The 13,733-nt window shown below is 74.6% G+C and carries 11 protein-coding genes; 9 read left to right on the top strand and 2 right to left on the bottom strand.

Features of this window, described 5'->3' with window-relative positions; genetic code table 11:
• Window positions 1–10: 10 nt before the first annotated feature.
• The 6 genes from HTV45_RS01465 to HTV45_RS01440 all read left to right on the top strand — a co-directional run bounded on the left by HTV45_RS01465 (window position 11) and on the right by HTV45_RS01440 (window position 9,307).
• On the top strand, window positions 11–4,345 hold the full coding sequence (locus tag HTV45_RS01465; protein ID WP_215203696.1) for a cation-translocating P-type ATPase: 4,335 nt from the start codon (window positions 11–13) through the stop codon (window positions 4,343–4,345).
• 366 nt (window positions 4,346–4,711) lie between these two features.
• Window positions 4,712–5,785, top strand: coding sequence for a zinc-dependent alcohol dehydrogenase family protein (locus HTV45_RS01460; RefSeq protein ID WP_215203695.1), 1,074 nt, complete (start codon window positions 4,712–4,714; stop codon window positions 5,783–5,785).
• A 102-nt stretch (window positions 5,786–5,887) separates the two neighbouring features.
• On the top strand, window positions 5,888–6,487 hold the full coding sequence (locus tag HTV45_RS01455; RefSeq protein WP_215203694.1) for a hypothetical protein: 600 nt from the start codon (window positions 5,888–5,890) through the stop codon (window positions 6,485–6,487).
• Window positions 6,488–6,644: 157 nt separating this feature from the next.
• Window positions 6,645–8,378, top strand: coding sequence for a SulP family inorganic anion transporter (locus HTV45_RS01450; RefSeq protein ID WP_308308981.1), 1,734 nt, complete (start codon window positions 6,645–6,647; stop codon window positions 8,376–8,378).
• The gene (locus tag HTV45_RS01445) at window positions 8,375–8,818 is read left to right on the top strand and encodes an ATP-binding protein (RefSeq protein WP_215203692.1); all 444 of its coding nucleotides are present in this window, start codon (window positions 8,375–8,377) and stop codon (window positions 8,816–8,818) included. The genes HTV45_RS01450 and HTV45_RS01445 overlap by 4 nt, the downstream gene beginning before the upstream one ends.
• 135 nt (window positions 8,819–8,953) lie before the next feature.
• Window positions 8,954–9,307, top strand: coding sequence for a metalloregulator ArsR/SmtB family transcription factor (locus HTV45_RS01440; protein ID WP_215203691.1), 354 nt, complete (start codon window positions 8,954–8,956; stop codon window positions 9,305–9,307).
• Window positions 9,308–9,512: 205 nt separating this feature from the next.
• On the opposite strand, the gene HTV45_RS01435 is transcribed toward HTV45_RS01440, so the two are convergent.
• The gene (locus HTV45_RS01435) at window positions 9,513–10,202 is read right to left on the bottom strand and encodes a class I SAM-dependent methyltransferase (protein ID WP_215203690.1); all 690 of its coding nucleotides are present in this window, start codon (window positions 10,200–10,202) and stop codon (window positions 9,513–9,515) included.
• A 73-nt stretch (window positions 10,203–10,275) separates the two neighbouring features.
• On the opposite strand from HTV45_RS01435, the gene HTV45_RS01430 reads away from it, so the two are divergent.
• Window positions 10,276–10,728, top strand: coding sequence for a flavodoxin family protein (locus HTV45_RS01430; protein WP_215203689.1), 453 nt, complete (start codon window positions 10,276–10,278; stop codon window positions 10,726–10,728).
• A gap of 53 nt (window positions 10,729–10,781) precedes the next feature.
• Here HTV45_RS01430 and HTV45_RS01425 read toward each other — a convergent pair whose 3' ends face one another.
• Window positions 10,782–11,912 (bottom strand): YihY/virulence factor BrkB family protein, encoded by a 1,131-nt coding sequence (locus HTV45_RS01425; RefSeq protein WP_215203688.1) that lies wholly within the window; start codon window positions 11,910–11,912, stop codon window positions 10,782–10,784.
• A gap of 105 nt (window positions 11,913–12,017) precedes the next feature.
• Between HTV45_RS01425 and HTV45_RS01420 the strand changes: the two genes are divergently transcribed.
• A complete protein-coding gene (locus tag HTV45_RS01420; RefSeq protein ID WP_215203687.1) occupies window positions 12,018–12,650 on the top strand; it encodes an N-acetyltransferase in 633 nt (210 codons plus the stop codon).
• Window positions 12,651–12,886: 236 nt separating this feature from the next.
• Window positions 12,887–13,561 carry a lytic polysaccharide monooxygenase gene (locus HTV45_RS01415; RefSeq protein WP_215203686.1) on the top strand — a complete coding sequence of 225 codons (675 nt, stop codon included), beginning with the start codon at window positions 12,887–12,889 and terminating at the stop codon, window positions 13,559–13,561.
• Window positions 13,562–13,733: the final 172 nt, after the last annotated feature.

The raw sequence follows: 13,733 nt of genomic DNA, 5'->3' as shown, positions 1-13,733 counted from the left end.
GGAACCCCAGATGCTCACACTCTTCGACGTAGCCCCTCTCGCCGGCGCTGTGGCGGGAACCGCCGCCGGCGCCGCCCGCGGCGCCGCACAGGGACTGACGTCCGTCCAGGACACGACACGCAGGCTGAGCCACGTCGCCCGGGGCGCCCTCGGCGGCGGCCGGCACTGGCGGGCCGGACACCGCGTCCACCTGGCCCTGCACGGCCCGGACGGTACCCTCGCCCCGCTCGCCCGCAAGGCGGCCGCCGAACTCCTCGGCCACCCGGACGTCCTGACCGCGTACTGGGACGAGGGACTGGCCCGTCTCGTGGTGACCGCGGTGACGGACACGGCCGGCGACCGGGTGAGCGAGCACGCCGTCGCACTCGCCGCCCGCCTCGGACTGACCGAGGAGGCGGGCCCCGAGGAGCCCGAGGAGGAGACGGCGAGCGCCCACCCCGGCGACCCCCGCGACGTCAGGCTCGCCGCCGCCGGTCTGCTGCTGGACGCCGCCGGCGCGGCCGGGGCCCTGGCGGGCCGGTCCCTGCGCCTGCCCCGCAGCCCCAAGGCGGTCACCGCCGCCGTCACCCTGCTGCGCGAGAACCCCCGCTTCCGTGCCCTGCTGCGGCAGCGGTTCGGCCGCAGCGGTATGGAACTCCTGCTCGCCGCCGCCAACGCCGCCGCGCACGGCGCGGGACAGTCCCCCGTCTCCCTCGTCCTCGACGCACTGCTGCGCACCGGTCAGCTGGCCGAGGCGACCGCCCGCGCCGCCGCCTTCGAGACCCTGCACGACGCCCTCTGCCTCGAACGGCGCACCAGCATCCCCTGCCCCGCCGGCGTCCGCCCCCCGCTGCACGTCACCCCGGCCCAGGCCTACGCGGCCCACGCCGGCACCGGCAGCGTCGCGGGCGCCGCCGCCACCCTCCTCGTCACGCACGACGCCGCGGAGGCCGCCGAAGCGGTCCTGGCCGGGTCACCGAAGGCGGCACGCTACGGCCCCGCCGCCTTCGACGCGCTGCTCGGCGCCCGGCTCGCCGGATCGGGTGTCCTGGTCCGCAGCGGGCGGCGACTGTGGCAGCTGGAGATCGCCGACTCCCTCGTCCTGCACGCCGACGCCCTGCGCGACCCCACACCCCCCACCTCCGGGGCCGTGTTCCACGACCCCGTCGACCCCTGCGCCGAGGCGGTCCTCGACGCCGCCCGCCGGGCAGGACTGCATGTCGTGATCACCGGCGGCTCCGACCTGAAGGACATCACCCGCCTCGCCGACGAGGTCGCCCCGGCCGGCCTGCCGTTCGGCGACGTCGTACGGGCACTGCAGAACGACGGGCACATCGTGGTGAGCGTCGCCCGGGTGGCCGCGCACGGCAACGACGACGTGGCGGACGGTCTGCCCGCCGGCGACGTGGCGATCGCCCTCACCGACGCCCGCTCGGCGGTCGCCTGGGGCGCCGACGCCCTCGCCACGGGCGGACTGGGAGACGTCTGGCGGCTGCTGACCGCGATTCCGGCGGCCCGCCGGGTCGGCCGACGTTCGCAGACCCTGGCCCGTGCGGGCGCCGCCCTGTCCGGGCTCATGGTGGCCCGCGGCGGCACCCCCGGCGGCCGGCTGTGGCAGCGGCTCACCCGGCACGCCCCGGTGAACATCGCCGCGGCGGCCGCCCTGCTCACCGGCTGGACCGAGGCCGTACGGGTGGCCCGCGCCGCGCCGCCCGAGCCCCGGCTGCACGTGCCCTGGCACGCCCTCGAACCCCACCAGGCACGCGACCTGCTGCGCGACCCCGGTACCGCCACCGAACCCCAGGGACTCGCCCTGCTCACCGGCCGCGCCGGGCAGCGGGCGTCCCGCCTCGCCCGTACGCCGGTCCTCGGGCCCGCCCGCTGGACCTGGCAGGCGGCCGGCGCCGTCCGCCGCGAGCTCGACGACCCGCTCACCCCCGTCCTCGCCACCGGGGCGGTCGCCTCGGCGCTGCTCGGCTCGCTCGTCGACGCGCTGCTCGTCGTCGGCGCCATGGACATCAACGCGGTGGCGGGCGGACTCCAGCGGCTGCGCGCCGAACGGGCGCTGGCCCGGCTGGCCGCCCGGCAGCGGCCCCAGGCACGCCGGCAGGACGGCGAACGCCGCACGGTCACCGTGGACGCCGCCCGGCTGCGGCCGGGGGACCGGATCACCCTCACCGCCGGCGACGTCGTACCGGCGGACGCGCGGCTGCTGGAGGAGGACGGGCTGGAGGTCGACGAGTCCTCGCTCACCGGCGAGTCCCTGCCCGTCACCAAGGGCCTCGAACCGACCCCCGGCGCGCCGGTGCCCCGGCGGACCTGCATGGTCTTCGAGGGCACCACCGTGGTGGCCGGCCGGGCCGACGCGCTCGTCGTGGACACCGGCGACCGCACCGAGGCGGGACGCGCCGTCGCCCTGGCCGCCCGCACCCCGCCGCCCGCCGGGGTCCAGGCACGCCTGCAGGAACTGACCCGCAAGGCACTGCCGGTCACCCTCACCGGCGGCGCGCTGGTGACCGGGCTCTCCCTGCTGCGCGGCAGCCCGGTCCGGCGGGCCGTCAGCGGCGGGGTCGCCGTGGCCGTCGCCGCCGTCCCCGAGGGGCTGCCACTCGTGGCGACCGTCGCCCAGATGGCCGCCGCCCGCCGGCTGTCCCGGCGCGGCGTCCTGGTCCGCACCCCGCGCACCCTGGAGGCGCTCGGCCGGGTCGACACCGTCTGCTTCGACAAGACCGGCACCCTCACCGAGAACCGGCTCCGGCTGGTCCGGGCGGCCACCGCCGACGGCACCGTCCTCGCCCCGGGCGCCGACGGCGCCGTGCCGGTCGTCCGGCTGGCCGCGCGCGCCTGCCCGCAGGAGGAGACCTCCGAGGGACGCCGCGTCCACCACGCCACCGACGAGGCGGTCCTCGACGCCGCCCCGCCCGACCCCGCCTGGACGGCCGAGGGCGAACTGGCCTTCGAGGCCAGCCGCGGCTACGCGGCGGCGGTCGGCCGCGAGGGCGCCGACGGCACAAGCCGCATGCTCGTCGTGAAGGGCGCCCCCGAGACGGTCCTGCCCGCCTGCCGCGACCTCCCCGACGAGGCGGCCGGGACGGCCCACACCCTCGCGGGACAGGGGCTGCGCGTCCTCGCCGTCGCCCGGCGCCCGTGCCGGCGATCCGACCCGGACGCCGAACTCGACGCCGAACTCGGCGACCTGGAGTTCGCCGGGCTGATCGCCCTCGCGGACGTGCCCCGCGAGACCTCGCAGGAACTGCTCACCGCACTGCGCCGGTCCGGCATCCTGCCCGTCATGCTCACCGGCGACCATCCGGAGACCGCCCGCGCCATCGCCCTGCAACTGGGCTGGCCGGAGGAGACGGCCGTGGTCACCGGGGACGAACTCGTCGCCATGGGACGCAGCGACCGGGTCCGCGCGCTGCACGGCGCCGGCGTCGTCGCCCGGGTCGCACCCGAACAGAAGCTCCACGTCGTGGAGGCCCTTCAACAGGCCGGCCGTGTGGTGGCGATGGCCGGGGACGGCGCCAACGACGCCGCCGCCATCCGCGCCGCCGACGTGGGCGTCGCCATCGAGTCCCGCGGCTCCGCCGCCGCCCGTAACGCCGCCGACATCGTGCTCACCACCGGTGACCTGTCCGTCCTGACCGACGCCGTCGGCGAGGGCCGCGCGCTGTGGCGCAGCGTCGCCGACGCGGTGAGCATCCTCATCGGCGGCAACGCCGGCGAGGTCGGCTTCAGCGTGCTGGGCACCCTCCTCGCCGGGTCGTCACCGCTGTCCACCCGTCAGCTGCTCCTGGTCAACCTGCTCACCGACATGTTCCCCGCCATGGCGGTGGCGGTGACACCGAGCGACGACCCGTCGACGGCGGCGCACGCCGCGACCGGCCCGATGGGCCTGGACGTCCTCGGCACACCCCTGCTGCGCTCCATCCGGCGCCGGGGCGTGACCACATGCCTGGGCGCGGTCACGGCGTACCTGTTCGGCCGTCTCACCCCCGGCACCGAACGCCGCTCCACCACGATGGCCCTGTACGGAGTGGTCGGCGCCCAGCTCGTGCAGACCCTCTCCGGACGCCGCCACAGCCCCCTGGTGTGGGTGACCGCCCTGGGCTCCGCCGCGGTGCTGGCCGGCCTGGTCCAGACGCCCGGGGTCAGCCACTTTTTCGGCTGCACCCCGCTCGGCCCCGTCGCCTGGCTCGGCATCGCCCTGGCCATCGCCCTGTCGGCGTTCGCCCCCCGCCTGGAGCGCCTCGCAGCGGTTCGCCGTCTCTACGACCTCCTCACCCGGCTCCTCCAGCACCTGAGCGACTCGACACGCCAGACCCGCCACCTCCTCCACAGCGGCATCGCCCGCCCCGTCGCGTGAGCCTCCCCCTCAAGGGCGCGGGGACTGCGTGAACGGGGGTCCGGGGGCGAAGCCCCCGGGGCAGCGGAGGCGACGAACCGGACCCCCGCCGCCCTGCCCGTGTCCGCGCGCTCCCGCCGGGTGCTGTGCCCCGCGCGGCGCGCCCCGCGCTGTGCCGCCCAGCCCCCCGCGCCGTGTGCCGTGCCGCGCGCCCAGCGCCCCGCGCCGTGCCGCGTGCCCGGCGCCCCGCGCGGATCCGCCCGGCTGCGCTCAGACTGGAAGTGAGTGCAGAGCGGCCCCGGCACCCACCCGGGCCCCACCGACACAGGCGGGCCCGCCCGCGCCCGGTGCCGAAGCCCGCCCGGAGCGAGAGAAGCGAGGATCGGCATGAAGGGTTACGTCTTCCACGGCCCCGGGCAGTCCGCCTGGGAGGAGGTTCCCGACCCGCGGATCCAGGACCCCGCCGACGTGATCGTCCGCGTCGACGCCGTCACCGTCTGCGGGACGGACCTGCACATCCTGAAGGGCGACGTGCCCCAGGTCCGCCCCGGCACCGTCCTCGGCCACGAGGCCGTCGGCGAGGTCGTCGAGACCGGCACCGACGTCCGCACCGTACGCCCGGGGGACCGCGTACTCGTCTCCTGCATCTCCGCCTGCGGGCGCTGCGGTCACTGCCGTGAGGGCGTGTACGGCCAGTGCCGCGGCGGCGGCGGCTGGATCCTCGGTCACCGCGTCGACGGCACCCAGGCCGAGTACGTCCGGGTGCCCTGTGCCGACCTCTCGGTGCACCCGCTGCCCGGCGCCGTCGCGAACGAGGACGCCGTACTGCTGGCCGACATCTTCCCCACCGCCTACGAGGTCGGCGTACTCAACGGCCGGGTCAGCCCCGGTGACACGGTCGCCGTGGTGGGCGCCGGGCCCGTCGGACTCGCGGCGATCGCCACCGCCGGGCTGTTCGCGCCCGAGCGCGTCGTCGCCGTGGACCCGGTCCCGTCCCGGCTGCAGGCGGCGAAGGAGTTCGGGGCCGACGCGGTGGCCGACGCGAGCGAGGACCCCGAGCAGCTGATCGCGGACCTCACCGGCGAACTCGGCGCGGATGTGGTCATCGAGGCGGTGGGCCTCCCGGAGACCTTCGAGCTCTGCGCCCGTATGGTGCGGCCCGGCGGGCGCCTGGCCAACGTCGGCGTGCACGGCGCACCCGCCACCCTGCACCTCGAGGACCTGTGGGCCAGGAACGTCACCATCACCACCGGACTCGTCGACACCCGCTCCACCCCCACTCTGCTGCGGATGGCGGCGGCCGGCCGGCTCCCCACCCGCCCGCTGGTCACCCACACCTTCCCGCTCGACCACATGCAGGAGGGGTACGACGTCTTCGGCAACGCCGCCGAGACCGGGGCGCTCAAGGTCGTGCTCGGCGTGCCGCAGCACGAGGTGGTCGCCGTGCGGCCCACGGTCTGACGCGGCCGCGGTCCGGGCCGTTCGGCCCATGCCGGACCGGAGCCGAAGGGCCATCCTGGAGAGGGGGCGCTGTTCGGCACCCGCGTGAGGAGGTGACCTCCCATGGCGACAGCGCATGGCGCGATGCCGCACAGAGTGCGGCTGTGGCGGTGGCGCAGGAACCCGCTGCGCCGTCGCAGCGATCTGGCCGAGGCCTGGCTGCTGCTCGCCACCCTCGTCCTCGCCCTGCTCGCAGGGATGTTCGCCGGAGTGGCCGCGGCCGGCGCGGTGAGCGGGTCGATCGAGGACCGCCGCGAGCACACCCGCGCCGTCCCTGCCGTGCTCGTGGAGGACGCCGCCCACGCCCCGCCCGCAGCCGTGGCGGAGGACGGGGACGGCCGTGTCTGGGCCAAGGTGCGGTGGGCCGCCCCGGACGGCACCCCCCGTACCGGCCGGGCGGAGGTCGACGCGGGGGCGAAGGCGGGCAGCGAGGCCACGGTCCGCAACGACGCCGAGGGCCGGCTCGTCTCCTCGCCGCCGGAGGGCGCGGACGCGCGGTTCCAGATCGTCATGGCCGGTCTCACGGTCGCCGTGGGCGCCGCAGGAGCGGCGGTGCTCGGCGGATGGGTGGTCCGCTCCCGGCTGCAGTCGCGGCGGTTGGCCGAGTGGGAGGCCGAGTGGCAGCGGGTCGAGCCGTCATGGCGGAAGCGGATGACGGGCTGAGCCCGCATGAGGGGCAGAACAGCCGAACCGGCTCCGCGCGGGGCCGGTGACGCCCCGCAGCGCGCCCCGGGCGGTGGCATGACCTGCAGAATTGCAAATTTTCGCAATTCATTACATGCTTGACTCGTCATTCCGTCGCGAACGAAACCGAGGGGCCGTGTCCGTACCGCTGTCACAGGCCGGAGTCCGGTCCCGGATCACCTCACTGCTGCCCACCCGTGCCGACCTGGGTGAGATGCGGCGCCACCCCCGCCGTGACCTGCTGGCCGGTCTCACCGTGGCGGTCGTCGCCCTGCCGCTCGCGCTCGGCTTCGGGGTCTCCTCGGGGCTCGGCGCCGAGGCGGGCCTCGCCACCGCCGTCGTCGCCGGGGCCCTCGCGGCCGTGTTCGGCGGATCCAGTCTCCAGGTCTCCGGGCCGACCGGCGCGATGACGGTGGTTCTCGTCCCGATCGTCGCGGACCACGGGCCCGGGGGTGTGCTCACCGTCGGTCTGATGGCGGGTGTGATCCTGATCGGGCTGGCGCTGCTGCGGGCCGGGGGCGGCATGCGGTACGTGCCCGCGCCGGTGGTGGAGGGCTTCACGCTGGGCATCGCCTGCGTGATCGGACTCCAGCAGATCCCGAACGCGCTCGGGGTGCCCGAACCCGATGGCGAGCGGGTCCTGGTGGTGGCCTGGCGGGCGGGCGGGGAGTTCGTCCGCGCCCCGAACTGGACCGCGCCGGCGCTGGCCCTGGCGGTGGCGGCCGTGATGCTCGTCGGAGCGCGCTGGAAGCCGGCCGTTCCCTTCTCCGTCCTGGCGGTGATCGGGGCCACCGTCGTGACGCAGGCCGCCGGTCTGGACGGGGCACCGCCGATCGGGGACCTGCCGTCCGGTCTGCCCGCTCCTTCGCTCTCCTTCGTCGACACCGCCGCCCTGGGCAGCCTGCTCGCGCCCGCCCTGGCCGTGGCCGCGCTCGCCGCCCTGGAATCGCTGCTCTCCGCCTCCGTGGCCGACGGCATGACCGTCGGCCGGCAACACGACCCCGACCGGGAACTCTTCGGCCAGGGCCTCGCCAACATCGCCTCCCCGCTGTTCGGCGGCGTCCCCGCGACCGGCGCCATCGCCCGCACCGCCGTCAACGTCCGGACCGGCGCGACCTCCCGGCTGGCCTCGCTCACGCACGCCGCCGTCCTCGCCGTGATCGTCTTCGCGGCCGCCCCGCTGGTGTCGCGGATCCCGCTGGCCGCCCTGGCCGGCGTGCTGATCGCGACGGCGGTCCGCATGGTCGAGGTGGGTTCGCTGCGGGCGATGACCCGCGCCACCCGCTCCGACGCGGTGATCCTCGTGCTGACGGCGGCCGCCACCCTCGTCCTCGACCTCGTCCAGGCAGTGATCATCGGGCTGGCCGTGGCCGGCGTTCTCGCGCTGGGTGCGGTCGCCCGCCAGGCCCGGCTGGCGCCGCTGCCGCTGGACCGGGGAGACCACACGGAGGAGGAGCACGCGCTGCTGGCCGAGCACATCGTGGCCTACCGCATCGACGGCCCTCTCTTCTTCGCCGCCGCACACCGCTTCCTGCTGGAACTGACCGAACTCGCCGACGTACGGGTGGTCGTCCTGCGCATGTCCCACGTGAGCGTCGTCGACGCCACCGGGGCGCTGGTCCTGAAGGACGCGGTGACGAAACTGGAGCGGCGCGGCATCCTCGTCCTGGCCTCCGGCATCCGCCCGGGCCACCGCCGTGCCCTCGACTCCGTGGGCGTCCTGGAACTGCTGCGGCACCAGGGCCGGGAGTACGCCACGACACCCGAGGCGATCGGCGCGGCCCGTGCCCACCTGGTACGCGACGGTGTCCTGCCGGGCGCCGCCGTGCCACCGGCCCCGGTGCCCGCACCCGCCAGGGAGGCGCCGTGACCCCGACTCCCGCACTGGGCGCGCTGCCGCGCCGCCACGTCCTCACCGTGCCCACCGGGCCGGGCGCCGTACGGCTCGCCCGGGAGACCGCCGAACGGGCTCTGGCCGCGTGGGGCATCGGTGAACGGCATCCGGCGGTGGGCCCGGCGCTGCTGATCGTGAGCGAACTGGTGGCCAACAGCGTCCGGCACGCCGCCGAGGCCTCCCCGCAGACCACGGTGGTCTACGCGGCGAGTCCCGACTGCCTGGTCCTCGCCGTGCACGACCGCCATCCGCACCGGCCCCGGCTGTTCGGACCGGACCGGCCGGGTCCGGCCGGTGCCGGGCCGGGCGGCCTCGCCACCGTGGTCGAGCTGACGCACGGCCTGGGGGGCACCGCCGTGGTCCGGGGCGACGCCGACGGCGGGGGAAAGAGCATCTGGATCACGCTCCCGCTGTGAGACCGGCGGACGGCCGGGATGTATGAAGTTGCTAATGTCGGAAAACGTCGAGGCGGGTGCCGACGAACGGATGAGGCGATGGACCGAGGGCCGGCTGTCCGGGCCGTGCTGCCGCGCCGGAAAGGGGACGGCACGATGACCACGCCGCTGTACCAGCTGAAGGCCGAGTTCTTCAAGACCCTGGGCCACCCCGCCCGGATCCGCGTACTGGAACTGCTCAGTGAGCGTGAGCACGCGGTCGCCGAGATGCTTCCCGAGGTGGGCATCGAACCGGCTCACCTGTCACAGCAGCTCGCGGTGCTGCGACGGGCGAACCTGGTGGTCGGCCGCAAGGAGGGCTCGACGGTGTACTACTCGCTGACCAGCCCGCACGTGGCCGAGCTGCTGAGGGTCGCCCGCACCATCCTCTCCGGCGTCCTCGCCGGCCAGGCCGAACTCCTCGCGGACCTCCAGGCCGCCCGGAAGGAGACCGGGCCGCCCCTGCGGTGACGGCCGGCGGCCCCGGTCCGGCTCCCCACGCGCGCCGACGCCGGACTCCGGCCGACGCCGCCCCGTCCCCGCGCGAAACCCCTGCCCCCGGCCGCGTGGGCCGAGGAAGTCGCTCCGGCGGTCCCGGACCGCCGAGCGCCGGCCGGCACGGACGGGTGTGGAGGGTGGGGGGCCGGCCGCCGGAGCCGGCGGCAGCCCGACCGGATCAGCCCGCCGGTTCCGCTTCCTCGCGGCGGCAGTGCAGGAAGAGGTGCGGTTCGGGGCGGGCGTCCGGATGGGTGGGGGTGAACATCACGCTCTCCCGCGACTCCACCGTCAGCCCCGCCGCCCCCACCAGGGCGATGACGTCCTCCGCCGCGAAACTGGTGACCCGTACGGGCTGTCCCATGAACACCCCGTCGAACTCCTCGACGTCCAGCGGCACGGTGGCCAGCGCGAGCAGGCCGCCCGGCCGCAGCGCCCGCGCCAGCCGGTGCACGAGCCGGGACTGCTCGGCCCGGGGCATCTGCAGCAGCGCGAAGTAGACACAGACCGCGTCGAAGGAGCCGTCCCCGAGGTCCATCCGCCGGACGTCCTCGCACCGGAACCCGGCCTCGGGCACCTGCCGTGAGGCGATCTCCACCATCACGGGGGACACGTCGACGCCCAGTACCCGGTGCCCCGCTCCGGCGAGCACGGCGGCCGTGGGCCGGCCCGTGCCGCTGCCCACGTCCAGCACCCTGCTGCCGGGCGGCAGCCCCTCGAGCAGCCGGTCCAGGGAGGCCCGGTGGGCCGCCGACGAGGCGAACGCCTTCTCGTACTCGCCGCCCAGCGCGTCGAACACCGCCGCCGCCGGTGACCCGTGTTCCTCGTCGACCAAGACACACCCCGTCCGTCGTGTACCGATGCGGGGCATCGTGCCACCCCCGTGCCCCCGGTACAACGGCCCCGGCTTGCGGGCGCGGCGACCCGCACGGCAGGGTCGGGGGGTGCGCACTCTGCTGATCGTCCACCACACTCCCTCACCCAACTGCCAGGCGATGTTCGAAGCCGTACTGGCCGGCGCCGGCGACCCGGAGATCGAGGGGGTGCGGGTGGTGAGGCGGGCGGCGCTGTCCGCCACGGCCACCGATGTGCTCGACGCCGACGGCTACCTCCTCGGCACGCCGGCCAACCTCGGTTACATGTCGGGGGCGCTCAAGCACTTCTTCGACCAGGTCTACTACCCGTGTCTGGACACCACCCGGGGACGCCCCTTCGGCTGTTACGTGCACGGCGGCAGCGACGTCACCGGGGCGCTGCGGGGTCTGGAGACGATCACGGGGGGTCTGGGCTGGCGGCGTGCCACGGAACCCGTGACCGTCACCGGCGAACCCGACAGGGCCGCCGTCGAGCGCTGCCGGGAACTGGGCGCCACGCTCGCGGCGGGCCTGATGGACTGAGACGTGCCCGTGCGGACGCCGGTGCCGGCGGTCCGGCCTTCCGGCCGCCGCCGTCAGGTCTCGTCCATCCGCTGCCGGTCCTGCTCGTCCCAGGCGCGTGTGTCGCGCGGCTGCGTGTACGGCTCCGCCTGCGGCGGATGGCCCCCGGCGATGGCCCGCTGCCGGGCGATCTCCGCGTCGAACTCCAGACCCAGCAGGATCGCCAGGTTGGTGATCCACAGCCAGATCAGGAACACGATGACACCGGCCATCGTGCCGTAGGTCTTGTTGTACGAACCGAAGTTGGCGACGTAGAGGGCGAACCCGGCGGAGGCGAGCAGCCAGATCGCCAGCGCCAGGAAGCTGCCCGGGGTGATCCACCTGAATCCCCTGACCTTCGCGTTCGGTGCCGCCCAGTACAGCAGCGCGATCATGATGGTGACCAGGACGACCAGCACCGGCCACTTGGCGATCGACCACACGGTCAGCGCGGTGTCGCCCAGACCGAGCAGATCGCCCGCCTGACGGGCCAGCCCGCCGGTGAACACCACGATCAGCGCGCTGATCACGGCCATCACCATCAACGCGACCGTCACCCCGACGCGTACCGGCAGCACCTTCCAGACCGGACGCCCCTCGGGCATGTCGTAGACCGCGTTCGACGCCCGCATGAACGCCGCCACGTAGCCCGACGCCGACCAGATGGCCAGCACCAGACCGACGATCGCCACGATCGAGCCGATGCCCGCGTTGCCCTGCAACTGCTGCACCGCCTGGGTGATGATGTCGCGGGCGGCGCCGGGGGCGGTGAGCTCCTGGAGGTTCTCCAGCACCTTGTCCGTGGTGGACCTGCCGGTGAGACCCAGGATCGACACCAGGGCCAGCAGCGCCGGGAACAGCGCCAGCACGCCGTAGTACGTCAGGGCCGCGGCCCGGTCGGTGAGCTCGTCGTCCTTGAACTCGCGCACACTGCCCTTCAGCGCCGCGAGCCACGCCCCTTTCGGCAGTTTGGTCAGTGAGTCCGGCGCCGCCCGTTCCACCTCGTCGTCCGGTCCGGGCCCGGTCGTGTCCGCGTCAGCGCTCCGGGTCTCCCGGACCGGGCGGTCTCCGCCCGGTGCCGCGCGCCGCGCCCCGTCGTCCCGACGATGCTTCTCCGTCGCGTTCTCGTGGGCCTGTCCGTTGCGACCCGGGATATGCAGCTTCATGGCCGCCGAGTAACCAGGGGCAGGCATGTCACGCCTTCGCCGCGCAGGGCGGTCCTGGCCGGAAAGCACTTGTGGGAGCGCTCCCAGAGATGCAGGATGCCGAGTATGACCGCGTCCCCCAGGATCCGCCCGTACCGGCGCGAGGACCGGCCCGCCCTCGACGACATCTGCGTCCGCACCGCGCACGTCGGCCAGGACAGCCGCCCCCACTTCACCGACCCCGGCGTCTTCCCCGTCACCTTCGCCGCCCCCTACGTCCACCTGGAACCCGAACTGGCCTTCGTGCTGGACGACGGAGAGGGCAGGGCGGTCGGCTACATCGTCGGCACCGCCGACACGGTCCGCTTCGCCAGGACCTTCCGGGCCGCATGGCTCCCGCTGGTCGCGGACCGCTACCCCGAACCCTCCGGACCCCCGCGGACGCCGGACGAGGAGATCGCCTGGCTGCTGCACCACCCCGAGCGGATGGTCGTCCCGGAACTGGCCGCCTGGCCCGCCCATCTGCACATCGATCTGCTCCCCGAGTGGCAGGGCCGCGGTCATGGCCGGCAGCTGATGCGGACCTTCCTCACCGCACTGCGGGACGGGGGAGTGCCGTCCGTCCATCTCACGATGGTGGCGGCCAACAAGCCCGCCCGCGCCTTCTACGGCCGGATGGGCTTCGAGGAGATCGCCACGCCGATGGACGACTCGGTCGTCTGCCTCGGCCGCGCGACGGGTGACCTCGGCCGGCTGTGACGCTCAGGCGTTTCCGTGGTCCCCTCCGCCGGAACGCGTCGTACGGGCCGCGCGTGCCGGCCGTGCCCGCGTGTGTCGAGCACATCGAACGCGCCACGGCCCGCCGGGAAGTGGCGCGAATGCGCGTTGCCGCGCCGGGCCATCAGGCGCAGCCTAGGCATTGGGAGCGCTCCCACGCGGACGGTGGGCGGCGTGCACCCTGTCCCCGCAACCCCCACAGCGGAAAGAAGGAACTCATGGTTTGGCATGCGCATGACGCATTACCGGTCCGGTCCCGCGTCTCGCTCGCTCTGACCGTCGTGGTCGCCGCGCTGCTCAGTCTGATCCCCTGGAGCGGCACCGCCGTCGCCCATGGCTCCGTGGTCGATCCCGCGTCCCGCAGCTACGGCTGCTGGCAGCGCTGGGGGAGCGACTTCCAGAATCCCGCGATGGCCCAGGAAGACCCCATGTGCTGGCAGGCATGGCAGGACAACCCCAACGCCATGTGGAACTGGAACGGCCTCTACCGCAACGGCTCGGGCGGCAACTTCGAGGCCGTCGTCCCCGACGGCCAGCTGTGCAGCGGCGGGCGGACCGAGGGTGGACGCTACAACTCCATGGACACGGTGGGAGCCTGGAGGACGACGGACATCGACGACAACTTCACGGTCCAGCTGTACGACCAGGCCAGTCACGGCGCGGACTACTTCCGCGTCTATGTCACCCGGCAGGGCTTCGACCCCGCCACCCAACCCCTGGGCTGGGACGATCTGCAGCTGGTGGCCAGCACGGGCTCGTACGGTCCCAGCCAGAACTACTCGATCCCGGTGAGCACGTCCGGCTACACCGGCCGCCACGTCGTCTACACGATCTGGCAGGCCTCGCACATGGACCAGACGTACTTCCTGTGCAGTGACGTGAACTTCGGCTGAGCCGCGCTCACCTCATCCCGGACATCGTCAAGTCCCCGCCGGCGGGCGCCTCGTCCGGCGGGGACCAGGCGTGCCCGGGGCCGCTTTCCCTGAAGTTCCCCGAAGAAAACATGAGGCGTCTGAACGCACGACGGCCCGTCTGCGTATGGGGCGTGGGAATCCCATGCCGACC

It is taken from the genome of Streptomyces sp. CHD11 (genome assembly GCF_018638295.1).
GTDB lineage: Bacteria > Actinomycetota > Actinomycetes > Streptomycetales > Streptomycetaceae > Streptomyces.
This window is presented reverse-complemented; position numbering and strand designations above follow the sequence as displayed.